Source organism: Arthrobacter rhizosphaerae, assembly GCF_023062595.1.
In the GTDB taxonomy this organism is placed as follows: Bacteria; Actinomycetota; Actinomycetes; order Actinomycetales; family Micrococcaceae; genus Arthrobacter; species Arthrobacter rhizosphaerae.
The window spans coordinates 59,911-83,840 of sequence record NZ_JALLAN010000004.1 but is presented as its reverse complement, the minus strand read 5'-3'; the positions used below and the strand labels follow the sequence as shown (position 1 = coordinate 83,840).

Annotated in this window: 20 protein-coding genes and 1 pseudogene; 4 read left to right on the top strand and 17 right to left on the bottom strand. The window is 60.8% G+C overall.

Translation table 11 applies throughout. The features are described 5' to 3' along the window. Positions 1-427: 427 nt before the first annotated feature. From MU551_RS07030 to MU551_RS07020, 3 genes are all read right to left on the bottom strand, one after another. Positions 428-1,624: a site-specific integrase gene (locus tag MU551_RS07030; RefSeq protein ID WP_247041958.1), complete on the bottom strand. Its 1,197-nt coding sequence runs from the start codon at positions 1,622-1,624 to the stop codon at positions 428-430. Positions 1,625-1,888: 264 nt separating this feature from the next. Beyond that, on the bottom strand, positions 1,889-2,455 hold the full coding sequence (locus MU551_RS07025) for a hypothetical protein (protein ID WP_247041956.1): 567 nt from the start codon (positions 2,453-2,455) through the stop codon (positions 1,889-1,891). A gap of 195 nt (positions 2,456-2,650) precedes the next feature. Further along, complete coding sequence (locus tag MU551_RS07020) at positions 2,651-3,103, bottom strand: hypothetical protein (protein ID WP_247041954.1); 453 nt, start codon at positions 3,101-3,103, stop codon at positions 2,651-2,653. A gap of 305 nt (positions 3,104-3,408) precedes the next feature. Here MU551_RS07020 and MU551_RS07015 point away from each other — a divergent pair, with 305 nt between their 5' ends. Next, complete coding sequence (locus MU551_RS07015; RefSeq protein WP_247041953.1) at positions 3,409-3,672, top strand: type II toxin-antitoxin system VapB family antitoxin; 264 nt, start codon at positions 3,409-3,411, stop codon at positions 3,670-3,672. Between the two features lie 58 nt (positions 3,673-3,730). Next, complete coding sequence (locus MU551_RS07010; protein WP_247041950.1) at positions 3,731-4,462, top strand: hypothetical protein; 732 nt, start codon at positions 3,731-3,733, stop codon at positions 4,460-4,462. A gap of 761 nt (positions 4,463-5,223) precedes the next feature. On the opposite strand, the pseudogene MU551_RS07005 reads toward MU551_RS07010, so the two are convergent. From MU551_RS07005 to MU551_RS06965, 9 genes and pseudogenes are all read right to left on the bottom strand, one after another. Next, a pseudogene (locus MU551_RS07005) lies at positions 5,224-6,505 on the bottom strand (glycoside hydrolase family 32 protein). A gap of 155 nt (positions 6,506-6,660) precedes the next feature. Further along, positions 6,661-10,059, bottom strand: coding sequence for a discoidin domain-containing protein (locus MU551_RS07000; RefSeq protein ID WP_247041948.1), 3,399 nt, complete (start codon positions 10,057-10,059; stop codon positions 6,661-6,663). Between the two features lie 678 nt (positions 10,060-10,737). Continuing rightward, entirely contained in the window at positions 10,738-11,778 is a 1,041-nt protein-coding gene (locus MU551_RS06995) for a LacI family DNA-binding transcriptional regulator (RefSeq protein WP_247041946.1), read from the bottom strand. 127 nt (positions 11,779-11,905) lie between these two features. Continuing rightward, positions 11,906-12,265 (bottom strand): sigma-70 RNA polymerase sigma factor region 4 domain-containing protein, encoded by a 360-nt coding sequence (locus MU551_RS06990; RefSeq protein ID WP_247041945.1) that lies wholly within the window; start codon positions 12,263-12,265, stop codon positions 11,906-11,908. A gap of 139 nt (positions 12,266-12,404) precedes the next feature. Continuing rightward, a complete protein-coding gene (locus tag MU551_RS06985) occupies positions 12,405-13,532 on the bottom strand; it encodes a Gfo/Idh/MocA family protein (protein WP_247041944.1) in 1,128 nt (375 codons plus the stop codon). Continuing rightward, a complete protein-coding gene (locus tag MU551_RS06980) occupies positions 13,529-14,281 on the bottom strand; it encodes a sugar phosphate isomerase/epimerase family protein (RefSeq protein ID WP_247041943.1) in 753 nt (250 codons plus the stop codon). The genes MU551_RS06985 and MU551_RS06980 overlap by 4 nt, the downstream gene beginning before the upstream one ends. 53 nt (positions 14,282-14,334) lie before the next feature. Beyond that, positions 14,335-15,231 carry a carbohydrate ABC transporter permease gene (locus MU551_RS06975; protein WP_247041942.1) on the bottom strand — a complete coding sequence of 299 codons (897 nt, stop codon included), beginning with the start codon at positions 15,229-15,231 and terminating at the stop codon, positions 14,335-14,337. Between the two features lie 12 nt (positions 15,232-15,243). Further along, a complete protein-coding gene (locus MU551_RS06970) occupies positions 15,244-16,200 on the bottom strand; it encodes a carbohydrate ABC transporter permease (protein ID WP_247041941.1) in 957 nt (318 codons plus the stop codon). 2 nt (positions 16,201-16,202) lie between these two features. Next, positions 16,203-17,489, bottom strand: coding sequence for an extracellular solute-binding protein (locus tag MU551_RS06965; protein ID WP_247041940.1), 1,287 nt, complete (start codon positions 17,487-17,489; stop codon positions 16,203-16,205). A 252-nt stretch (positions 17,490-17,741) separates the two neighbouring features. Between MU551_RS06965 and MU551_RS06960 the strand changes: the two genes are divergently transcribed. Beyond that, positions 17,742-18,815, top strand: coding sequence for a LacI family DNA-binding transcriptional regulator (locus MU551_RS06960; RefSeq protein WP_247041939.1), 1,074 nt, complete (start codon positions 17,742-17,744; stop codon positions 18,813-18,815). 139 nt (positions 18,816-18,954) lie between these two features. On the opposite strand, the gene MU551_RS06955 is transcribed toward MU551_RS06960, so the two are convergent. The 4 genes from MU551_RS06955 to MU551_RS06940 all read right to left on the bottom strand — a co-directional run bounded on the left by MU551_RS06955 (position 18,955) and on the right by MU551_RS06940 (position 21,899). Beyond that, positions 18,955-19,353, bottom strand: a complete 399-nt coding sequence (locus MU551_RS06955) for a hypothetical protein (protein ID WP_247041938.1) — start codon at positions 19,351-19,353, stop codon at positions 18,955-18,957. A 263-nt stretch (positions 19,354-19,616) separates the two neighbouring features. Then, complete coding sequence (locus tag MU551_RS06950; RefSeq protein ID WP_247041937.1) at positions 19,617-20,252, bottom strand: hypothetical protein; 636 nt, start codon at positions 20,250-20,252, stop codon at positions 19,617-19,619. A gap of 27 nt (positions 20,253-20,279) precedes the next feature. Next, complete coding sequence (locus MU551_RS06945) at positions 20,280-20,633, bottom strand: hypothetical protein (RefSeq protein WP_247041936.1); 354 nt, start codon at positions 20,631-20,633, stop codon at positions 20,280-20,282. Between the two features lie 96 nt (positions 20,634-20,729). Then, a complete protein-coding gene (locus MU551_RS06940) occupies positions 20,730-21,899 on the bottom strand; it encodes an RtcB family protein (protein WP_247041935.1) in 1,170 nt (389 codons plus the stop codon). A gap of 47 nt (positions 21,900-21,946) precedes the next feature. Here MU551_RS06940 and MU551_RS06935 point away from each other — a divergent pair, with 47 nt between their 5' ends. Next, positions 21,947-22,606 (top strand): SDR family oxidoreductase, encoded by a 660-nt coding sequence (locus MU551_RS06935; protein ID WP_247041933.1) that lies wholly within the window; start codon positions 21,947-21,949, stop codon positions 22,604-22,606. A 17-nt stretch (positions 22,607-22,623) separates the two neighbouring features. Here MU551_RS06935 and MU551_RS06930 read toward each other — a convergent pair whose 3' ends face one another. Beyond that, positions 22,624-23,829: an ROK family transcriptional regulator gene (locus MU551_RS06930; RefSeq protein ID WP_247041931.1), complete on the bottom strand. Its 1,206-nt coding sequence runs from the start codon at positions 23,827-23,829 to the stop codon at positions 22,624-22,626. Between the last annotated feature and the right edge of the window lie 101 nt (positions 23,830-23,930).

Below are 23,930 nucleotides of genomic sequence, written 5' to 3'. Positions count from 1 at the left end.
TGCTCCTGGGCGCTGATATTGCGAGCGCAATCTGCCTATAAGCCTCGAGTATCGGGGGATGCTCGTGGATATCAGAGGCATGGATCGAGCGGAGGCGACGAAAGACCGACTCGAATGGGGATGGGCCGAGGTGCAGGAGGAGGCCGTCATATCCCTTTACTTGATCCGCAGTGACATCCAAGATGTAGCCCTCGCGCTCAAGCCAACAGTGCGAGTAGAGCCACTCGGGTCCTTGTTCCCCGCAGCGAACAACCCATCCCTCTTCGCCGAAGTCTGACAGTACCTGAGCCAGCATGAATGAAGCCCAACGGCAGGACCCCTGTGGAAAGCTGTGGAGCCCAGGATGATGAGCCATGTCAGGACTCTGCGCGGCCAAGTGGAAGTCACTCGCAATTGTTCGTATTCTCTCAAGTCGCGGCTCATCCATCTAAGTTCCTGCAATTCGGACAACCCGATCTAGGACATCGGCAACCTCGGTGTGCACGGCTTTCCGGCCCATGTACACATCCTGAGTCATAGATATCTTGGGCGTGGCCGAGTTGGTCAGCGCCGATGCGTGCAGAGATGCCCTGATCGTCCAGGAGAGTGGCCAGTGTCTTCCTGAAGGTATGTGATGTGACCCAGTCGAGCTTGAGGCAAGCCCGGACGGTGCGCTACTGCTTGTGCACCGCGGAGGATCCCGGAGTGTGCCCAGTGCTGACGGGAACACGACGTCGTGCATATTGCCCAACGCAGCGACTCTTCGGCCCATGAGCATGGCGATGGCGAACGCAGGCAGGGGGAGTACCCGTTGGCCGGCGGCCGTCTTGGCGAAGCTCTCCCGGATCATGCCCAGACCAGGCGCCCGGTTGACCTTCCCGCTGATCGTGACTGTCTTGGCCGTGAAGTCGATGTCCCGCCAGCGGATTACCAGCACCTCTGAGATGCGGGCGCCGGTCGCAGCATACATGATGACCACGTCGGTAAGGTCTGCAGCGGCGCAGTACTGACTGAGCGTCTGGCGTGGGGTGACCCTATTGGCGGGGTTCAGTACGAGCTGCGACGAGCGCATGGCGTCTAGGATGCCGCGGAGCTCATCGGCAGAAAGTGCCCTCGCTGCCTTGGATTCCATCTTGATCGTGCCGACATCCCTGACAGGGTTGGTGTTGGCGGCTCCGAAGCGGACGGCGGGCCCGAACATGCTGCTCAGGATCACCCGGGAGGACGTGGCGACCGATGGGCCATGGTTGGTTTTGAGGGCCTTCACGAAGCCGTCCAGGCGCTGTGTGGTGATCTCCCTGATCCTGTATCCACCGAGCCCCTTGAGGACGTAGGTGGAGACGTACCGGTAGCGCTCCATGGTGCGGATTGCGCGACCCTCTTCGAGTAGGTGCGCCTCATATGCCTCCCATAGGGCGGTCAGCCGGCTCTCCGGGGTCAGGTCCTCCGCAGACGGCGCTGTACGCTCTGCTAGGTGGGCGTTGAGGTTCGGTTCAGCCTCAGCCCCACTGCGGCCGTTGCGCTCCACAAGCCTCGTGACACCGTCAAGATCCCTTACTCGGGCCTTGGCTACCCAGCGGCCCTTATCTATCTCTGTGCGCTTGATCTTCCCCCAGGACCCGACGGGCAGCGGTGGTCTAGGCATCAGGCGCCTGCTGAGTCAGATGGAGCCCCTCAAAGAGCGGGTCAGGGGTGTATCCCTTGAACTTGGCCTTTTGTATCCAGGAGCCGGCCGTTCTGTAGGGCAAATCGAAGGCCTGTTGGACGGCGGCTGTTGGCCTGCCTTGAGTCGCTTGGGCGACCCTGTAGACCATTGCCACCTTTCGCAAGGAGTCGTCTACCGGTCCGGCCTCTTTTGCGGCTAATGCTTCGTCTTGTGAGCAACCCAAAAGCGAGCCTGTCCTTTCCATCAACTGGCTGGCAGCGCGTCGACCTCCCCGGACATCCCCGTGGGATAGACCGTTATCCCCGCGATGACGTCCGGCACGGTGGGGCCGACGAGAACGAAGTCCTTCACGGCTTTCGGTTTGGCCATCTCCATATGCTTGTTTCCGAGCTCGATGAACTGGTTGTACACCTCGGCTGGCGCGTCGTCGGGGCGCAACTCGTCGATGTAGGTATCGGCGTTGACGTATTTCAGTTCCTTGCCCTCTGGGGTGAAGATGCTCACCGCGTACATATTCACTCCAACCGTTCCTTTCCGGTTGTCCACATGGACTGTCAGATAGGTGGTGGGTGCGGCGCCTGCAAGTTCGCGCAGTTTCTCGATTTCAGGATCCGGCTGACCAGGGATATCCAGTGTGCCAGTGGCGCCGGTGGCATTCTCGAACGTGTACTTCCCTGGAGCCATGACCACAGGCGTCGGTGTGGTTTCGGACGTCGGGGCTTCGCTGGTTTGGGCGGGTGGCTGGGCGGCTGGAGCGGAACAGCCGGCGGCGAGCATGACAAGAACAAGAGGTGTGAGCAGGCGTTTCAAAGGATCCCCCAATAGCTACGATGCACTCTGATTACAGTCTGGGCATGGCCACATTCAGCAGTTGAAGTAGCTGGGGGCCGGGCAGCGGGAAATCCGGCCCAATTTCTTCGTGCAGTGACATCTCTGTTGCCCCCTGTGCTGGTGTCTAAGCCTTGTCCGATCACACTACGAGGTCTCACGCCACGGCAACAGGGGCTAGCGGTGGCCTGCTCTCGCTCGCGACCGTGCGCTGGTCAGAGAGTCGACGCCATTCGGGAGGGGTCGATCCACTTCCGTGGGCCTTATGGGTTGCGTCAGGTGCTTCAGGAGCGCCGCTATCTGGCCCTCAGTCATCAGGACACTGTTGCGTTCGCCCTTGACCCAATCAACCTTGCCCTGCCTCGCCAGGCGCCTGATGGTGTAGACACTGAGGTGTCTAAGGATGACGGAAATTTCCGGGACGGTATACAGCTTTAGCAGGTCAACCCGGCTCTCCTGACCCCACAAGCCGATCGGGCGGCGCTCGATGGAGTAGGTGTTGGGATCTAGGCCAAGATCATCGGCGGTGATCTTTGCTTGGGCCTCGGTGTGAAAGCCTGCTTCGGTGCCGCCGTCTTCTTTTCGGATGCCGTACTCGTACATGGCAGGTTGGAACGATTGTTCAGTCATTGCCCATCGAACCACGCGCTCGCTCCCCAGTGATAGACCTGCTGTGGTCCGACGTCAATGACTTCCGGAAGAGGCAACCTAAAGTTCGACCGCGAGGGCATCCGTTTGCCCTTTGGAGTCTTCTGGCCCTGCTAATCAAGGGTTACGTGGTGGTGCGTGCTCAGACCCGGATCACAGACGGATGGAACAATGGTAACGATATGCAAAGGAACTTGCGGTACTTGGGTACTTCGAGGATCATGGAGTCATCACCGCGAATACGCAAATAACGCCACATTAGAAAAGACGTGGGTGAACGAAACGACATGACAACCACCGCCACACCAATCAAAGTAGACCAGCACACAGACCGCCTCATTTCGCACGCAGCACACTTCTTCGGTAAGACGAAGAAGGCTGTAGTAGACGAAGCAGTGCGCGAATACATAGATAGCCACCGCTCCGAGCTGAGCGCAGCGATCAAGGACACCATGTCCCAACTGGACGGAACTAACACCTCCGTTGTGTCAATGATGACCGGACTTTCCGCTGAAGAGCTCGATGAGCTCGGCGGCGTTCCAGAGAAGTAAAGAGAGAAAAGCACCCATGACCTCTGAGTATCGATTCGTACGACCTACATTCGATTGCTTGGAGGTCTTGGGCGTTAAGAGGCCAACGATTGACATATCACTTGATGTCGTCGATCACCCGCTGGTGGCCAAGGCCCAAAAGATTCCTGACCTCGTCGAGTCGAACGACGCTGAGCCCATTCTTTCTCTCCATGATCGGCGTTGGCTGAAAGTAAAAGCAGGCGAATTCCGAGGCGGCGTTACGGTGCTGGATGCGAACCCATCATGGGCGCATGTCTGCGGCAACAGCTCCTTTTGGCTCGGTTTGGCGGGAAAGCGTCAAAGTGACACGCCATCCAAGGACTTTTATGCCAGCCTGCCAGCAAAAACTGCCGACTACCTGCCCCAGGATAAGGACTGGAAACGCTGGTACGCGGAGCAGGCTTTTGCCGCGAAATCGATTATGCAGAAAATGGTTCGGAAGTGCGCTTGGCTTTCTTTGAACATGAGCAAGGCCTTTTGCTTCGAGATCGGGGACGCGCTGGTTTGGGTGCAGATCCGCATGATGGACAGCGGTATCGTATACATCGCGATTGGCGCGCACGGGTTGGCCGACGCCAAAACTTACGCAATCCTGATGACGTCGTTCCCAGGCGTTGCTTCTAACGATTGGCTGCCTGAGCCTGATGGCGTAGCCGAGATCGAGGTGCAATCCGGAGAGATGGTCTTCTCGGCCATCCTGGACCCCTCCGATCAAAGTCTGTTGATGGATGAAGCGGACGAAAACGAATGGGCACTGGAGCTAGGCTGAACGACACAGCCGCAAAGTGCTCCTCTCATTTCTCCGACTTCACCCAACGTTTACCCAACGAAAATGACGACGTACGTCAATCAATGACGAGTACCCAAAGCAGCACCTATACCCGTTTTTCCCCTGGATCACAGGGAAGACGGCTGATGACGGATGACGTCGAAATGTACCGCCAGCTAATCGTGAGGTCGGGAGATCGAGCCTCCCCACCGCTACATAGAAGAACCCCCGGATTCCTTGAGATTCCGGGGGTTTTTTAGTTAACGGGAATCCCCTTGAGAGATGGCCGCTCCCTTGTATTCCCTCAGTTGGTAGCCATTTCTGAGGGGTGGCTACAAAATGGCTACGTATCCGTCTGCCTGAGTCGCCCGCTGGATACCGCGTTGCCGTGCTAGAGGAGGACGTAAGGGCCTCATTGGTGGTTGAGCTACAGAACCCGCCCTGTTCCTGCTAGGCCTCTCCTGGCCTTGCCTGACGTCACCAGACGTAGAGTCAGGTGTATGGGCGTCGGGCATTGGGGAACTGAATGCAGAAACGGGTCCTCGTCCCTCGGGCCTGAATCGCGCCGGACGCGCAAAGGCCCCCGACCGGAACCGGAGGCCTTGCGTTGGATGGGTTGTTACTCACGGCAGTACGGACGGCCCCACCAGCCTGACCGCCACGCGGTTCATGGCTTGTAGCTGGAGCTGGAAAAACCTGAGCTCGGTATGGGGATTCGGGAATCTCAGGAGGCGCCATCTGTCTGCATGCGGCGGCCTTTGTCAGGGCAGCGTGGTGAGCTTCAGTGAGGAAACTGTCGCAGTCCCTTCGGAGGCGTACACCGATACACTGATGCTTTCCGGGTCCGGGAAGATCAGTTCTGTCATGGTGACCTGTCCGTTCTGGGCGAAAATCTCTACTGAGCAGTGGTCGACAAAAATCCGCAGAACATAGGTTCCTCCTGGGGCTTGGAGAGGCGCGGAGTCGATGGACGGGAAGGTCTCGTGGAAGTCCGTGTTGCCCGACATTGTCCTGTCTACTGCGAGTCGGCCGTCGGCGGGGCGGATGCCGATCCTGGTCCCTTCAGCCCCGTTGCCGCGGATCACCAGGCCGAACTCTTCCGCTGAGCCGGGCACAAACGTGGCCTCGATGAGCTGCACTGCGGCGCCGCCCTCAACCGGGTGGACGCCGTCGACGTCGAGCCCTGTATAAGACACTGTGCCGGTGTCCGACCCCGGGTCTTCCCACACTGGATGCTGGCTGAGACGGGGTTGTCCGTTGGAGCTGACGAGCGATACTTCGCGCACGAGCGACATGGGGCTCCGCCAAGGCGACGTCGGAATTTCGTTGCCGTACTGCCAGTTGTTCATCCACCCGATCATGAGCCGGCGCCCGTCCGGGACGTTGTTGAAGGACACGGCTGCGTAGTAGTCCCTGCCCCAGTCGAGCCAAAGATACTCGTCCATTCGTGCCGGATCCTGCAGTCCGTCGGTGACGGTGGATGCCGCGGTGAACGTCACGCCGTCAAAGTGGCCGACGAAGTACTGTCCGGCTGAGCCTCCGTTGGGCCCGCCGGGATGGAGGTTGACGGTGAGGACCCATTTGATGTTGTCCTCATTTCCGTCCAGGGGCAGGTGGAACAGGTCCGGGCATTCCCACACGCCGCCGGTTCCGTTGGCCGGGCCGAAGCTGCTGAGATATTCCCACGTTTTCAGGTCATCGGAACGGTAGAGGACCACCGTGTGGTCGTGGGCCTCGACGGCGACCATGACCCAATAGCTGCCACGCGGGCCGCTATAGCGGAACACTTTCGGGTCCCGGAAGTTTGCGGAACCGCGGTCCAGGACCGGATTTTCGTGGTATTTGGTCCAGCTGTAGCCGCCGTCCGTGCTCCAGGCAAGGGACCCAGATGTTCCCGAACGGGTTGTTCTGGTAGTACAGGTGGTAGGTGCCGTCGTGGAAGATCAACCCGTTGGGATCGTTAAGCCAGGTGTTCTTGCAGGCATAGTGGATTGCCGGCCGGAAGGCTTCGGACACTGGGGAAGAAACGATGGAGTCGGGCATTGGCTGTGTGGTCCTTCGCGCGGCGCCTGATGGGTGTGGAATTTAGGACTGGCTCTTGTGAGCGGCAAAGGGGCGGCGCTGCGTTACTGGCAGGCCACGCCGCTCCGAGCCCGGACAGACAAGCTGGCCGGGCTCGGAGCCGTGATTGTGCGAGGTCAGCTGTATGCGCTGAATTCCGCGATTGACCACCACTTGCCGGAGTTGCCGGTGTTGGTCACCTTGATGTAGCGCGCTGTCTGCGTTTCGAAGGACGCTACCTGGATTTGTTCGCCATCCGAAACGATGGAAGCAACCTTTGTCCAGTTGGTCCCATCGGAGGACACCTCCACGTCCGCGCTTGGCGCGTAATCACCGATGCTGGTGCCCGAATCGAGCACCACCTTGTTGAAGGTCTGCGCCTGCCCCATGTCTACCTGTACCCACATCCCGCTGGTCAGCGATGCGCCGGAGCTGTAGCGGCTGGTGGCGTCACCATCGATCATCTTCTCGAGCGCGTCGTTAGGCCATGGGCTGGTGTTGGAGGCTGTGGGGGTCCAGCCGGACCTTGACAGGGGTGTGCCATAGGCGGGGTTGGTGGTTCCGCCATCGTCGACGGGGGGCACGGCTCCGTCTGCGTAGACGTTGAACTCCGCGATTGACCACCAGTTGCCGGCGCTGCCGGTGTTGACGACCTTGATGTAGCGGGCCGTCTGCGTTGGGAAGGATACTGCTTGGATTTGTTGACCGTCCGCCTTGATGGAGGCGACCTTTGTCCAGTTGGTTCCATCCGATGACACGTGCACCTCCGCGCTGCGCGCGTAGTCACCCATGCTGCTACCGGCATCCAGAGCAACCGTGTTGAAGGTCTGTGCTTGTCCCAGGTCCACTTGCACGGACATGCCGTTGGCTTGCCCGGATCCGGAGCTGTAGCGGGTATCGATGTCACCATCGATCATGTTCGCTGGCGCATCGCCAGGGGACATGTTTGAGTGTGACACCGTCTGAGTCCAGTCGGTTTTCGACAGAGGCGTGCCCAGGCCGTTGACGGTGAACGTGGATTCGCCTGCGGACTTGCCCCCTGCTCCGTTCACAGACACCGTGTATGTTCCCGACGGAAGCCCAGCCGGAACAAACGCGCTGATGCTGGTATCAGACCAGCTCTCGATTTTGGCGTTGGTCCCTCCGAAGTACACAGTCCCCAGTCCCTGAGTCGCGCCGAAGTTGGAACCGGTGATCTTGAACTTATAGCCCGGGATGCCCTGGGCTGGCGTCAGGCTGCCGAAGGCGGGCGTTGGATCATTAGACAGGCTCTTGGTGGTGAACATCGCGGAAGTCCCGCTGGGCAGCGTGTAGGTGTACTTGCCGTCCGGGGATACCGGGAAGGCTTCGCTGCCCTTGGTCCCGTTGTACACAACGGAGACCTTCGCGCCGTCGGGGCTGGTCCAGTTCTGAAGCTGGAGGCCCTTGGACACTGCGGTCGGTGCCTGGATGGAGCCGGGTTCGCCGGGGGCTCCAAACACCTTGATATCCCCGATTGACCAGCGGAAGAAGAACGACGGTGCGGTGCTGACGACGCGTATGTATTGTGCCGTCTGCGGTGGCATGGTGATGGTTGTCTTGCCAAGGTCACCGGCGCCGTTGGTGACCGCGCTACCCCAGTTGACGCCGTCATTGGAGACGTACACCTGGTACTGGAAGACGGAGCCGAAGGCGTTGTCCGCGGTGTTGTCGAGTACGACTTGGCTGAAGCTGGTCTGGGCCCCGAGGTCCACTTGGAACCAGTCGCCGCTCCTCATTTTTCCTGCAGTGCGCCATCGTGTGCTGAGATCGCCGTCGACGGCGTTCACCGGTTGATCAGTAGAGTCGTTCGAGGAGCCTGAGAGAGTCCATCCGCTGCGGCTCAGCTCCTCTCCCGGTGGCTGGATGGATGCTCCGACCGGAAGGGAGTACGTGGTCAGGTCGCTTCCGCTGATGACGGAGTTCTGGAGGGGCAGCAGCTTCGGGTCATAGGTGATGGTCTGCTGGCCCGATGGCGATTTGAAGGCGAAGTCGTAAGTGGGATCGGTGGTGGCGCGCACGCCGTCAGCGGCTCCGGCGCTTCCCTTGTCACCGTTCTTGGGTTCCGAGTAGACGAACGTTGCGGCGCTGCCGGCGTTCAATGAGTAGTCGAATGACTGCGCTCCGTCTGCGACGGTGATCGTCTGAGCGGCAGCCGAATCGTTGAACGCGACCAGGACCTTCGACCCGTCAGGATTCTGGAAGGCGACATTGTTGACGCTGCCGGAACCGAAGGTGTTCGAGTAGATCCGCTCGGCTCCGGGCTTCACGAACTTGGTGACCTGGGCAAGCGCGTAGTAGTCCGGGTTGTAGGTGACGGCCCCGGTGTCCGGGTCAATGGTCACGAGTCCGCGGCACATCCCGATGCCGTTCGTGTCGCTGTTCAATGGACCCATCTCGGGGTCCAGTGCAATGTTCCACAACATGGTGCCATTGGAGTAGTTCCGTGTGGAGTCGATCATCCAGGTGTTGAGGGCCTCGCGGAAAGCGGCCTGGTCGTTGGCTTGCCACACACCGCCGGTGGCTTCGGTCAGGTAGATCTCTTTGCCGGGATAGTCGTTGTGGGTCAAAGTCTGGTAGACCGGGGTGCCGCTATAGATGTGGAAGCCTGCGCCCGAGACGTAATCGGCGGTAGCGGGATCGTTGTACATGGATTCGGGGTACGAGGGTACGTCCCAGTTGTGGTCCCAGCCGAGGATCTTGGTGGAGATCTTGTTGGCGTCGAAGGCCTGGCCCATCTGCTGGACCAGCTTCCCTGCCTGGCCGGGTGTCAGGGCCATCCCGGGCCAGCTTGGAGCGTTCAGCGGCTCATTTTGCGGCGTGACGTAGGAGATCGGCACCCCGGCTTTCTCGTAGGCCTGAATGTACTTGACGAAATAGTTGGCAAGCGCCGGGGAGTGCTCGTCGAGGAGGGTGCCTCCAAGCATGGAATCCGAGGTTTTCATCCAGCCGGGGGGACTCCAGGGAGTCGAGGCGATCTTGAGGTCCGGGTTCAGGGCCATGGCCTGCTTCAGTTGCGGGATGATGTACGGGACATCGTGCTCGATGGAGAAGTTCTCCAGCGTCGGATCCGTCTGGCCTGCCGGCATATCGTTGTAGGAGTAGTTCCCGCCGAAGTTGAAGTCCGTTGCACCCATGGGGGAGCGGAGCATGCTAAGGCCGATACCCGCGGAGGGATCGAACAGATCCTGCATCAGGGTGTCTTTTTTTTCGGACGGAAGCTTGTCAATGAGCCAAGCCGAGGAGTCGGTGAGCGCGGCGCCGAAGCCCGTCATCTTCTGGTACTTGACGCTGTCGTCGACCTTGATGGTGAGCGGGTTGGTGGTCTGCTGGGTTTGGAACGATACGTCGTCTTGCTTGGCGACCCACTGGTTGCTTCCGATGTCGGTGAGCCAGACCTGCACAGGGGTGCTGCTTTTCGGCGCTGCCTGTGCAGGTATTGGTTGGATCACTGGTGCCGCTGCAAGGCCAACGCTCAATAGCGTGAGCCCAAGCAGCGTACGTCTTTGAGTGCGCATATGCTCATTCCTCCGTAGGGACTTGTTTGCCAGGGTGGTGCTGCAGGGTGCAGCTGGATTCGATCTCAGGCGGCCACTTTTTGACGCCAATTGCCGCGCAAGAATGCACTGAATAGACGGGTCTACGTCACTGTTCACTCCTTAGGTCATTCGGGCCGGGGAACTATCCGCGGCTAACGGGCAGGGCAGGATTTTCGGGCAGGCACGGTCCTTGACATCGATATTGCCTATAGGGGTACGGCGCTCAGTCCAATCAATCGGGCTTTTCCCAGAAGGGAGTAGCGGGACCTGTGAGACGCCGTCGAGGACGACAGGCCATGTGTGTGAAGGGTTCGGGCAAACGGGTGCCCGGTCATGGTCTTCTGTTCCCGGTTATCGGGTTGGCGGCGGGACGACGGATCTTGTGGACGTTTTTGTCCGTTCAGCGGAAGGAGCCTGCTGTGATCCTCTTCAACGAAGGTGAACCTCTCTGTTCATACGTATGAATTGCGGAATATGAAGAGTGTGAGCTAAACCTCAGATGGCTGTCAAGGTGTCGGTCCGGCCCGGCCCGTGGGCAAGTCACATTGAGGTCACAAAGGAGAGTGCCGGCAACAGAGAATCACGGACTGGTGCTGTCCTGATATCAGAAATACGGCGGGAACGGGGCAGGAAACACAGACCTGGGCCCGAGGAAAATCAGGTCAAGGCGGGTGGAGCCACGGAGTCCCGGAGTATGAGTTCGCCAGGAATTGCCGTGCCGGCGGGGGGCTTTCCGGTATCGATGGCCTTGATGAGGAGCTCTGCGGCCGTTCGGCCCATCTCGTAGTGCGGAATCGACACGGTCGTCAGATTTGGTGTGATCTGGTCTGCGATTTCCTCTTGGTCGTCGTAGCCGACGATAGAAAGATCAGCGGGAACCCGAAGGCCGATCGAGAATGCCGCCATTGTGGCGCCAAGCGCCATCCGGTCATTTCCACACACCAGCGCCGAGGGCGGATTCGGCTCAGTGAGCAAACGAATGGCGAGACGGTACGCCGAGTCGACATGATAGTCGCCGGTATGGATTAAGCCCGGGTCCACGGCCAAACCGGAAGCCTCGTGTTCTTCCCGGAAGCCTCTTTCACGTTCGATCCGGGCTTGGTCATCGTCAGGTCCACCGAGGAAGGCGATGCGTCGGTGCCCTGCGGAAATCACCACGCGCGCTGCAAGTCGGCCGCCTGACACCTCGTCCGGCACGACTGATGGAAGGATCGGTTCCCTTGCCGACCACGCGTTGATCAGCATTGTCGGAACCTTGGAGACCCCGCCGGGCGCATCGACTTCGCGCCAGGACATGGACGCGTAGAGGAGACCGTCCACTTGACGCGAGAGCATCGCGTCCACCGCCGCAACCTCGATATCGGCATCGAGGCCAGTGTCGACCACGAGGAGCAAGTACCCTCGCTCCCACGCATACGTCTGGGCACCAAGCAGAATCTTTCCGCCGAACGGAGAGGTCGCGATTCTGTCTGTGATCAGCCCAAAGGTCTTGCTCTGCTGCAAGCGCAGGTTTCTCGCTGTGTCGTTGGGCCGGAAGCCCAACTGCCGTATAGCGTCGCGGACGCGCTTGGTAGTCTCCGGAGGGATCTTTCCCGTCCGGTTCACCACATGCGACACGGTACTCTGCGATACGCCAGCTAACACACCAACGTCTTTCATCGTCGGCTTCAGGAGGTTGGGGGACTTTCGCGGTGGCATATCCACGATGCTAGCGCCGATCCGGCTGCGGCGTGGAAGCTTCCTTGCCCTGCTTCACCCGGTAGCCCACTCGTTCAGGCTTAGGACCAACCGGGGCAGCACTACGGACTCCCATCCCCGGCTTCGTTCAGCTCTCCACCGGACCCCTGGAGAGGTAAGCTCTGCGGAGTCCGGTTCGGGCTCGCCGGATGAGGGCTGATGCCGCCTTCGGGGCCAGCCCCATCCTGGGCGCGATGACGTGGGGAGTTTCCTGGAGCACGTCCGCGTACCAGAGCACCTGCTGCCAGCGGGCAGGGAGCGACTGCAGGGCGGCACACAGAACATGTTCGTGGTCAAAGGCGTGGTTGACCTCCAGATCCGCATCATGTTCGGGGCGCCTTCGAGTATCACTGGTTCGATAGGAAAGGCGTGGTGACGACGGTGTAGGACCTCGACCGCCGTCATCATCATCCCCCTGCCCCGCCTTTCCACGGGCATCTTCGATCACGTCCTCTTCCTTCCTGTCGGTTCAGCTGTACAGGCGGACGTGAGCGATGTTCCACCAGTTACCGGCGTCGGCTGTAGAGGAGATGCGCAGGTAGCGGGCGCCTTCGTGGCTGCAAGGTTGATGTTTTCCTCGGTGGTTTCTACAGGGTTGCGGATTCGGGCGCCCAGTCCTCGGGGACGGCCGCCGAGACGGGTGCGTTGCTGGTGACGTCCACAAAAGAGCCGGTTTCCACAGATTCTGTGATGGAGACCATGGTGTCCAGCACGTGGAAGGCGAGGTCTCCTGTGGCGCGGTGCGGGACACCGCCCCGGATGGATCGGGCCATATCCAGTACGCCCAGGCCGCGGCCGTTGGATGGACCGGTGGCCGGGATGACCTGCGGTTCTTCACTACCCGGACGCCACAGCTTGAGGTCGCCGTCGAATTCGTTCGGATCCGGCAGTGACAGAGTAGCCTCGGAGCCCGTGATTTCCACGATGCCTGTCTGCTCGCGCGCAGACTCGAAGCTGAAGATGCTGTGCGAGGACGCGCCGCCCTCGAACCGCGCCATAGCGGAGACATGGGTGGGGACCTCGACGGCGAATGTCTCCCCTGCCTTGGGGCCGGAACCGATGACGCGGGCTGCTCTGGCCGAGGAGCCGACAGCGGCCACCGTCCGTACGGAGCCAAAGGTTTGAACCAAAGCGGTCAGATAGTAGGGGCCCATGTCGAACAGGGGGCCGGCTCCCTGTTGGAACAGGAACGCGGGGTTCGGGTGCCAGGATTCCGGGCCCGGGGTCTGGAACATGGTGAGTGCGCTGAGCGGGGTGCCGATGTCGCCGCGCTCGATGATTCTGCGGGCGGTCTGCAGGCCGGCTCCGAGGAAAGTGTCGGGGGCTGTCCCCAGACGGATGCCGGCGGCGTCAGCGGCCTTCAGCAGTCCGAGCCCGGATTCGCGGTCCAGGGAAAAGGGCTTCTCGGTCCAGACGTGCTTGCCGGCGTTCACGGCCGCCGTCGCGACTTCCACGTGGGCCGCCGGGATGGTCAGGTTCACGATGATTTCGACGTCCGGATGGTTCAGCGCCAGCTCGGGCGAACCCCACTCGGCGATGCCGTATTCCTTGGCCCGCGCCTCGGCCGCGTCCTCGAAAAGGTCCGCGATGACATGGACCTTTAAGTCGGGAAAGACGGTCAGGTTGTCAAGGTACTGTTTGCTGATGTTGCCGGCTCCGATGACCGCGACACCCACGGGACTCTTGTTTGTGGAGGGCGTGAAGGCGGTGCTCATGCATTCGCTCCTTCCGACTGCGAGGAAGCGGTCAGGTAGGTCAGGCTTTCGGTAATGCCCTCGAAGATGTCGCCGGAGTAGTCGTCGAACTCAACGACTCCCACCTCGAGGGACCTGGCGGCCGCGATGACATTCAGGACCGGAATGGTTCCCTGGCCTGCCGGCAGTTGGGCTGTGGTGTCCGTGGTGCCCGGGCCGTCCTTGATATGGATGAACCGCACGCGGTCCCCGAGCCGGGTCAGGAGTTCCACCGGGTCCTGGCCCCCCACGGCGGCCCAGTAGGTGTCTACCTCAAGGACCAATTCGGGGTCCAGGAGTCCGGCGAAGTATTCGAGGGCGGTGGTGCCTCCGATATTGGACTCCAGCTCCCAGGCATGGTTGTGATATCCGACGCGGATGCCGTACTCAGCGCCTTTCTTAGCTGCCGCGTTGAGCTTGGCCGCTGTGCCCTGGATGGTTTCCATATCCTGCCAATGCTCTGCCGGAAGGTAGGGATCAATCACTGTGCCGATGCCAAGTTTCTTGGCGGCGGCGAAGATTTCATCCTGATCCTGGCTTAGCAGCGGTGCGTGGCCGGACGGTGCCGTCAGGCCGTTGTCCTTGAGGGCGGCGCCAAGCTCCTCGGATGTGGCCACGAAGTTGTACGGTTCAACCTGGGTGAATCCGATCTGGGCGACCCTGGAGATCGTTCCGGGCAGGTCCTCCTGCATTGCGTTGCGGAGCGTGTAGAGCTGAAGGGAATAAGACATGGGACTCCTGGGAAGGAAGGGATCGGTTCGTTTGGAGGATTGCCTGAGAGCGTTTACTTGATTCCGGTCGCGGCTACGCCTTGGATGAAGAAGCGTTGCAGGGCTATGAACAGGGCAACTATGGGGGCGATCACCAGCACCGCACCTGCCAGCAGCAGGCCGTAGTCTGTAGCGTTCTGCCCGGTCGAATATAAGGACAAAGCAACGGGTAGCGTGTATTTTTCTTCACTTTGGGCGGCCACGAGGGGCCAGAGGAAGTTGTTCCAGGAGCCGAGGAACGTGAGGATCCCCAGTGTTGCCAGTGGCGGTCCGCACAAGGGCATCACGATCCTGGTGAAGGTCCGCAGTTCCCCTGCCCCGTCGATTCTGGCCGCCTCGATCAGGGAGTCCGGGATCCCCATCATGAACTGCCGCATCAGGAAGACCCCCAACGGTGAGACCAGGAAGGGCAGGATCAGCGCCGGGTAGGTGTTGACCAGGCCCAGCTTGCTGACCATCACGAACAGCGGGACGAAGGTCACCACACCGGGAACCATGAGGGTCACCATCACGAGCAGGAACAGGACACGCTTTCCTGCGAAGTCCATTTTGGCCAGCGCATACCCGACCATTGAGCAGAACAGCAGATTTCCCAGGACCGTTACGACGGCCACGAGCAGGCTGTTCATGAAGAAGAGATCTATGTGCAGTTCAGTGAACCAGCGCACGTAGTTGTCCAGCGTGGGGTCCTGCGGCCACCAGGTGACGGGCCTCCGCAGCAGTTCCCCCTGGGTTTTGAAGGAGCCGAGCAGCATCCAGACAAAGGGCAGCACGGTCCCGGCTCCGGCGAGAACAAGGGCGGCGTAAACCCAGCCCTGCCTCTTCCAAGCTGAGTAGCGCCCAGATCGCGGTGTGGCGAACGTTCGGGTGGTGGGGCGATCCCGCAGCGGTGCGGTTTTTGTATCGGTCATTGTCTACTCGCTTCAGTCTTTGGAGCGGAGGGCGCGGAATTGGATCAGGCTCAGCAGCGCGATGACCACGAACAGCACGTAGCTGGCGGCCGAGGCCAGGCCGTATTTTCCGTATCCGAACTGGTTGAAGGTGAAGTAGCTCACCGACAACGTGGAGTCCAGGGGTCCGCCCTTGGTCATGACAAAGGGTTCTTCAAAAAACTGCAGGAAACCTACGGAGAGCAGTACCGCGCCCAGCAGCAGGGTGGGCCGCAGGATGGGCAGTGTGATCCGGATGAACCTCTGCCAGGCGTTTGCGCCGTCGACCTGCGCCGCTTCCAACACATCCACGGGGACGTTCTGCAAGCCCGCCAGGAAGATGATCATCAGGGTGCCCATGTTGCGCCAGACAGCCATCATGATCATCGCCGGCATGGACCATTCAGTGCTGTTCAGCCAGTCCGGTCCGGCTATCCCTACCCAGCCCAGCATGAGGTTCAGCAGCCCGTCCGGTTGCAAGATGAACCTCCACACAACGGCCACAGCCACGATGCTGGTCACGACCGGGGTATAGAAACCCACCCTGAAGGCGCTGCGAAAGCGGGTGATGCCGTTGTTCAAAGCCACTGCCAGGGCCAGGCCGACGGCCATCGTCAACGGGATCCCGACGATCACGAAGTATCCCGTGTTGAGCATTGAGTGAAGGAACTGCTGGTTGCCGAAGAGTTCCGCGAACTGGTCCAGTCCGACGAATCCTACGCCGAGGGGGTTCCGGACGTCCTTGCTGGTGAAGTCCGTGAAGGACAGCAGGAAGGAGGAAAACAGCGGGACCAGCATGAAGAAGCCGAAAATGAGGACGAACGGCAAGGCGAACAGCCAGGCGATGACAGACTGCCGGCGGCGTCTGGCGGCCGGGCCCAGACGCTCGGGGGCCCTGGGCGGGCGGACAGCCCGGAAGCTGCCAGCCCGCCTGGTTTCAGTGGTGACCATGATTACTTGCCGGTCCCGATTTTGTCCGCGGTCGCCTGGAGATCCTTCATTGCTGCGGCGGGGTCCTTTCCGGCCTTGACGATCTTTTCCAGTTCGGAGTCCGCTGCGCCGGCCACCTCGGTCCAGGTGGAGATCGTGGGCGGGAAGTTGGTGTCCTTCAACTGCTCACCGAACACAGCGAGTTTCTTGTCGCCGGCCAGCACGGGGTCCTTCCAGGTGCTCTCAACTGCGGGCAGGCTTCCTGAGACCTTGTACCACTTGGCCTGCACCTCCGGCTTGGAGAACCACTCAGCCAGTTTCCAGGCTCCGTCCCGGTTTTTGGCGTCCTTGAAAACCGTCAGGTTGGATCCGCCGATGAAGGAGGTTCCGGTAACTTTCGTGGGAATCTTCGCCACCATGTACTTGTCCTCAAAGCCGGGACCGCCGGCCTTGTTGAGCTGCCCGAGAAGGCCCGGTCCTGCGATCAGCACGGGAGCGGTTCCGTTGACAAAGGCCGCTTCACCGGCGCCGGCGCCCGTCGGTGGGTTCTTGTTGGCCAGTCCCTCAGTAAAGAAGCTCTGGTAGTACTTCATTGCTTCGACCATTTCAGGGGTGTCGAAGGTCCACTTGGAGTTGTCTTTGGTGATGAATTCAGCTCCGTTGGACCAAAGGAACGGAAGCATGCCTTGGAGTTCCTTAACCGGCAGCTGGAAGGGGTCTTCCACGCCTGGCTGGGCCTTCAGGGCTTTCGCCATCTCAGTTAGGCCCTCCCATGTAGTGGGGAATTCGGTGAAGCCCGCTTTCTCGGCCAGATCCTTACGGAAAAAGAAGACACGGGTGTCTACATACCACGGGACACCCACGGCCGTACCGGCGACCTCTGTCGATTTGACCGAACTCGGAAGGAACCCGGACGTGTCGATCTCAGCCGGCTTCGGATCGAAAGCGTCACCGAAATCGGTCATCATCGTGGTGCCCATCTGGGCAATGTCCGGTGTGGTACCTCCGGCAATGGCTGCTTGGTACTTGTTGACCGCCGCATCCCACGGGATGGCGGTGACATTGACCTTGACGTCGGGGTTCTCCGCCTCGAAATCCTTCACGAATTCCGGAAGCAACTCCGCTTCCCCGCCCTGAGCCCATAAATTGATCGTTCCGGTGGCGGCCCCGGCCGCGATAGCCTTGCCGGTCTCTGTACCGCTGGCGACCTCGTTGCCGCGGCCGCAACCGGTTAGCAACAACCCGGCGACCAGGCCAAGCGCGGCCGCTTTCCTGAGCCGGACACCTGTGTCCGCAGGAGCATGGATCATGTTCTTTCCTTTCAATCAGGCGCCCCGGGCGCCAACAGTGGGACAAATCCCTGAACTGAAGCGCTTCGATTATGGGCAATAAATCTGCGTAGATACCGCTAATTCGGGCACTGAGACACAATCTAAGCGCATCAGTGTGACTTTGACAACACTTTTCGCGGAATCCCTCGGCCTTCCATCGATTCAAACGCAGCAATTCATCATTGAAGGCCTATTGTTAAGCGCATTGGAGCTGGCAGGAAGAGGGTGGCGATGGTCAAGGGGCCAACGGTTTATGACGTGGCGAAGCGGGCAGGAGTCTCGATCGCCACGGTTTCCACTGCTTTCACACAGCCTCACCGTGTAAGGGATTCGACGAGGGACTCAGTCTTAGAGGCTGCGCGCGCGCTGGGGTATGTTCCCAGTGCAAGCGCCCGCGGTCTGGCCAAAGGGCGGACGGGGGCTCTCGGGCTCTTCTCGTTCGATTATTTGAATTTGTTGCCGGAAGCAGAGGAAAACGACGACGAGGATGTCTCGGAAGCGAATGGCGATTGCCGGATGTTCCCGATATGGGTCGACGAGGTCCAACGGGGCGTTGAGCTGGAGTGCTTCCGCCGGGGTTACGCGCTTATGCTCGGGGGAGGCAACAAGGCAAGCGGTGAAAGGGCCGTGACTGACATTGCCGGCCGGGTCGACGGACTGATCGTTTTTGCCCGCACCATTCCCGCTGAAGTATCCCGTCGGATCTCCGCCCGGATTCCCGTTGTTGAACTTTCCGACCCCTCCGGTGACAGCGGCCTTCACCGCGTCACGATAGACAATGCCTCCGGCATCGGGCACCTGATGGAGCATTTGATCGGCTTTCACAAGTTCCGGAAATTCATGTTCGTCACCATCCCGAACGCCGAGACACAAGCCAGATACAACGCTTTCAGGACTGCCCTGCATGCACATGGACTGGACGTACCCCCTCCGCTGGAGGGCCATCCCGGCGCCAATGCAGTGACTTCCGGCCTAATCGCTGACCTCCTGGCCTCCGGGTCCCTCCCCGACTGTTTCGTCTGCGCCAACGACCAAGAGGCCTTGGTGGTCATGGACACGCTCAAGGCCGCCGGAATCCGGGTCCCACACCAGGTGGCCGTAACCGGTTTCGACGATATTGCCGCAGGCCGCCTGGCTCGGCCTTCACTGACTACCATTCGTCAACCAATGGAAATGATCGGGCGCACAGCTGTGAGAATCCTCGCCGACGCACTTACGGATCCCCGCTCCGCCCCCGTGGAGAGGCAACTTCCAGTCCGGCTGATCGTGCGGGAAAGCTGCGGTTGTGGCGCAGAGGGAAACTAGCGCCACAGTCCGAACTCGATGGATTCCATAAGGCAGAAAGGCTGGGAGTCGCGTCAGAGCCAGCACGGTGATGAACGCATGGTCATCCCCTCACTAGAGCGTGGCTCCCCGAAATCCTTGAGATTCCGGGGTCTTTTCCTTACTTCGGGGGGAACCGGTCATGCTTCTTGACCAGCGCCTCGAACTCCTCGTCCCATGTTCTGGCCAGATATCTGTTGTATTCCCGGTCCTTCGCAATGAAGTCGGGAGGGGCGATCCTGACTGGCTGAGGGATGACCTTCGGAGGTCGTACCGGCGTGTTCGTCCTCACGGGAGGCATTGCGACCATGGTCCTCGGCGCCGGTGTGGGGGCCACTGGCTGACGGGGAGGCCGACCGCGCACTTTCTTTGGACGGTTGGAAAGGAAGATGCACAGCCAGATCGCGATCGGGATCAGGAGCACCCATGGATGGGTGACGACCAGCCAGATCAGCGTCGCCAGGAGCCAGAACACGCAGCCTGCGCCCAGGCCATCGGACCCTTCCTGCTTGCTGGACATTCACCTCACCGCCGAGACGTATTTGTCCGTCATTTTATCGCGATTCGGTGTTTGGCCCTAGGGGATCCGAGGGGGGAAGTGGGCACTGCCCTGCTCTGAGACGGCTCCGCAGTGGGGGTGCTGCAAGGGGTTTGAGGCGGCGGCTCGTCACCCCCGTTTTGACATAACGAGCCGCCTCCCACCGACTGAGACCCCATGGCTTAGTTCATCGGTGGTATCAAGCCCATACCCACCGTCCGTCCATGTGAAACGCTCCATGCACATTAATTGTTTGCAGGCACCGCCGGGACCGGATGGAAGCCGCTGGTGGGGTGGACGATGATTTCGCTCATTTCGTTGGGAACTGCGGGCCCAACAAGCACGAAATCCTTTGCAGCCAGGGGCGGTGCATCGCCAAGGTGCGCCTTGAAAAGCTCATCGAACCTGCTCCGGATCTCCGCCGGCGCCTCGGCCGGCACCGCCTCACGAAGTTTGTTGATGTAGTCGGATGCGCTCTGATATTTATATTCGGCACCTTCCGGGGTGAAAATGCTGATGCTGTCCATATTGATAGCGACCGATCCCTGCCGGTTATCGACGACGGCGGTGAGGTACGTGACCGGAGCTTCATTCACAAAGGTCCTGAGTTCTTCGATCCCAGGCACTGGCGGAGCGGGGATTTCCATTGTCCCGGTTGCGCCCGTGGCCGCGTTGAACCTGTACTTGCCGGGCCGGAGGATCGTCGCTGCGGGCGCGGGTGTCTGGGCCGCCGTCGTCCGGGGCGACGTCGGAGCCTGTGTCGGCGGTGACCCGGAGACTTCGGGAGGGTCGGTGTCTGTTTGGAACGGTACGGGGCCTTCGCAGCCCGTGGCCAGCAGCACGAAGATTAAGACGGTTACGGACAGCCATCTTCGTTTCATCGCAGGGGCCGGCAGGTCCTTGAGCGCTTACTCGGAACCGGCCTTTTGCTCCCGGTCCCGAAGGTTCCGAACGATGTCGTCCAGCTTTTCCTTGATGGTCTTCTCCGCGTCTGAGAGGGCCTTTCCTGCCCCGCTCAGGGGATCCAGCTGCAGGTAGACCTCATGGCCGACGGGGAGGTCGTACTCGTCCTTCAAATGGGTGCCGCCTGATACACCATCCAGGGACAGATAGACCTGGACGTCAGTTCTTGCAATTCCCGCGATCCGCCCGAAAACCACCGTGAAGTCGTTCGACTGGAAGCTGATGGTGTGACCGACGTGGCTGCGGTTCAGTTCACCGGCGGTGATTGCCTTTTCATTGGGGCTGGCCGAGTAGTTCATGCAGTTCTCCTAAGACTCTCCTAAGAATCGGTGCAACGTACTACCGCTGCACCCTTCACGTACCCCAACCCGCGGGCGGCCAAACAGCGACCCGGACTAGTCACCTTTCACGTTGATGATCTGGCGCAGCGTTGCCCTCACAGCCACGAGGTCCTCGGCGTCCTGCATAACAATGTCGATGTCCTTGTAGGCGGCAGGGATTTCGTCGATGAACGCGTCCGTATCCCTGTACTCAATGCCTTTCATGGCTTTGCGCAGTTCCTCCCGGGAGAAGGTCTTCCGTGCGGCTGTACGGGAATACTCCCGCCCCGCCCCGTGCGGCGCTGAATTCAAGGAAGGTGCGAATCCCTTCCCCTCCACCACGTAGGACCTGGTTCCCATGGACCCCGGAATGAGGCCGGGTCTGCCTGGGGAGGCGTCAATGGCTCCCTTCCGGGACAACCACACTTCCTTCCCGAAATGGCGTTCCCTGGTGGTGTAGTTGTGATGGCAGTTGATGCGCTCCTTCTCCACCACGGGCTCTCCCATCCAATGCGTCACGGCACGGACAACCCGATCCATCATCTCCTCACGGTTCAGCAGGGCGAACTTCTGCGCCCACATCAGTTCGGCGATGTACCGGCTGAATTCCAGCGTGCCCTCCTCCAGGTACGCAAGGTCCCGGTCCGGCACAGTGATGGACCGGCGTCGGCAGTACTCCTGGGCCACAACGATGTGGTGCTGCGCGATTCTGTTTCCCACGCCCCGCGAGCCGGAATGCAGGAACAGCCAAACATGATCATCCTGGTCCAGGGAAACTTCGATGAAGTGGTTTCCCGATCCGAGGGTCCCGAGCTGGAGGTCCCAGTTCTCAAGATAGGTGGACGGGTTGAACCCTGCATTCCTGGCATCGGCCTCAAGGACCTTGGCCCTTGCCGCGGCACTTTCGGTCAGCCTTCGGTTGTTCTTTCCGGCCGACAAGGGGATGGCCTGTTCGATGGCCACCCGCAGTACCTTCCGGTCCCTGCGGTCCAGGTCAGGGAGGCTGAATTGTGTGCGGACCGCGATCATCCCGCATCCGATGTCGACGCCGACTGCAGCCGGAATGATTGCGCCCACCGTGGGGATGACCGACCCCACGGCGGCGCCCTTCCCAAGGTGCGCGTCCGGCATCGAAGCAAGGTGCGGCCAGATGAAGGGCATGGAGGATGTCTTCAGGTTCTGCTCCAGCGTGCTCTTGTCGATGATGGACGCGAAGTTGATGTACTTTGCGTTGACCTGCTGCATCACGGCTCCTTCCCGCCCCAGGCGGCCGCCTGAGGCACAATGATTGCATGACGCGTATTGCCATCATCGGCGGCCACGGCAAAGTGGCCTTGCAGCTCTCCACCATTCTCTCCGCACAGGGGCAGGGCGTCACGTCCTACATCCGCAATCCGGACCATCTGGACGATGTCGCCGCCACCGGTGCAACGCCGTCCATCCTTGACGTTGAAACCTCGACGACGGCGGAGCTCGCCGTCGCCCTGCAGAACCACGATGCTGTGGTGTGGTCGGCAGGCGCAGGAGGCGGCAATCCGGCACGCACCTATGCGGTGGACAGGGACGCCGCCATCCGCTCGATGGATGCGGCGGCAGCAGCTGACGTACGGCGGTACATCATGGTCTCGTATCTGGGCGCCGGGCCCGGACACGGTGTTCCGGAGGACAACGGCTTTTTCCCCTACGCCGACGCGAAGGCCGCTGCGGATGAATATCTGCGGGGGAGCGGTCTCCAATGGACCATCCTCGGCCCGGGTACCCTCACCAACGGCCCGGGGAACGGGCTCATCGACGTCAACCCGGCAGACACCTCAAAGGGCAAAGCCACCTCCCGTGCAAACGTGGCGCTGGTGGCCGCGGCCGTGCTTGGCCTTCCGGAGACTGCCGGACGCACCATCGAGTTCCGGGACGGCTCATTGCCCATAGCTGCAGCCCTGCAGACCGTCTACTGAGCGCTAACAGACTGCGGTCAGGATGCTGCGGCAGGTTCCATTTCAAGCCAATTGGCTTCGACGTGGTCCAAGGCGCGGCGCACTGCCCCGACGGTGACGATGGCATCGCCCAGGGGCGAGGCGGCCAGGCGAGGCGGCGTGGCGGTCAGTTGCGGGAGGCGTTCGGCCACTGACTCCAGCAGGACGCCGGCGGACTTTGCAACGCCGCCGCCGATCACCACAAGTTCGGGGTTCACCATGGTGGAGACCGTGGCCACCACCCGCGCCACGCGGTCCGACAGACGGTCGAGGATGGCCAGGGCGACGGCGTCGCCGGCCGCAGCGGCCGCAAAAACATCCTCTGCCTCTACCTCAGTGCCCGGTGCTGACGGGCGCAAGGTTGTCTTAGCGGGGCTGGCGAGGGCTTCCGCGGCCCAGCGCCGTGCCAGTGAAGCGATGCCGAAGGGATCGCCAACGCCTTCCACGAGGTCCAGATAGGCCATCTCGCCGAAACCTCCGCCGGATCCCCGAAGCAGCCTGCCGTCTTCGATGACCCCGGAGCCAAAGCGCTCACTGGCGAGAATCACCACAACGTCGTCGATGCCAACGGCTGATCCGCGCCATCGTTCGCCCAGGGCCGCAAGATTTGCGTCGTTCTCCAGCAGGACGTTCCAGCCGTGCAGGTCCGTGAGTGCGGAGCGAAGTCCGACGTCGAACTTGCCCCAAAAGCTCTGCGTGACCAGGACGTCCCCCTTGCGGTCAACGGGAGCGGCGATGCCAACGCAGACTGACATAACGTCCTGGGGAGATGCTCCGGCGTCCTCCAGAGCGGCGATGGCCGTGCGGTCGATGACCTCGATCCTTTCCGTTGCCGGGATCTCGGCTGACCGGAAGGGCTGGCTCGCGCGGCCCTGCAGTGTGCCGCGTAAGTCAGCCACCACCACTGTTGTCTTTGCTACGCCCACGTCTACTCCGAGGACGTAACCCGCACGCTCATTGAGTTCGAACCGCCGCGCCGGGCGCCCTTTCTGGTATCCCCCGAAATCGCGCTGGTTTGGAAGTTCCCGCACCCATCCCCGCTGCTCCAGATCTTCGCAGACGGCGATCACTGTGGCCCGTGTCAGGCCGGTTGCCTCAATCAGCTCTGTCACGGTGACTGCGGTGGTTGAACGCATCACTAGCAAAATGGCCTCGGCATTCACCCGCCGCAGCAACTGAGGCGTCCCGGCCGTAATTTCAGACATCCCTCTTGACCTCCCTGTGGCTCTGCTCACATAATACTTGAGGAACTAAATTTAGAACCTATATAAAATGTTCATTCAGATGAGGTTCGTCATCAGCGAAC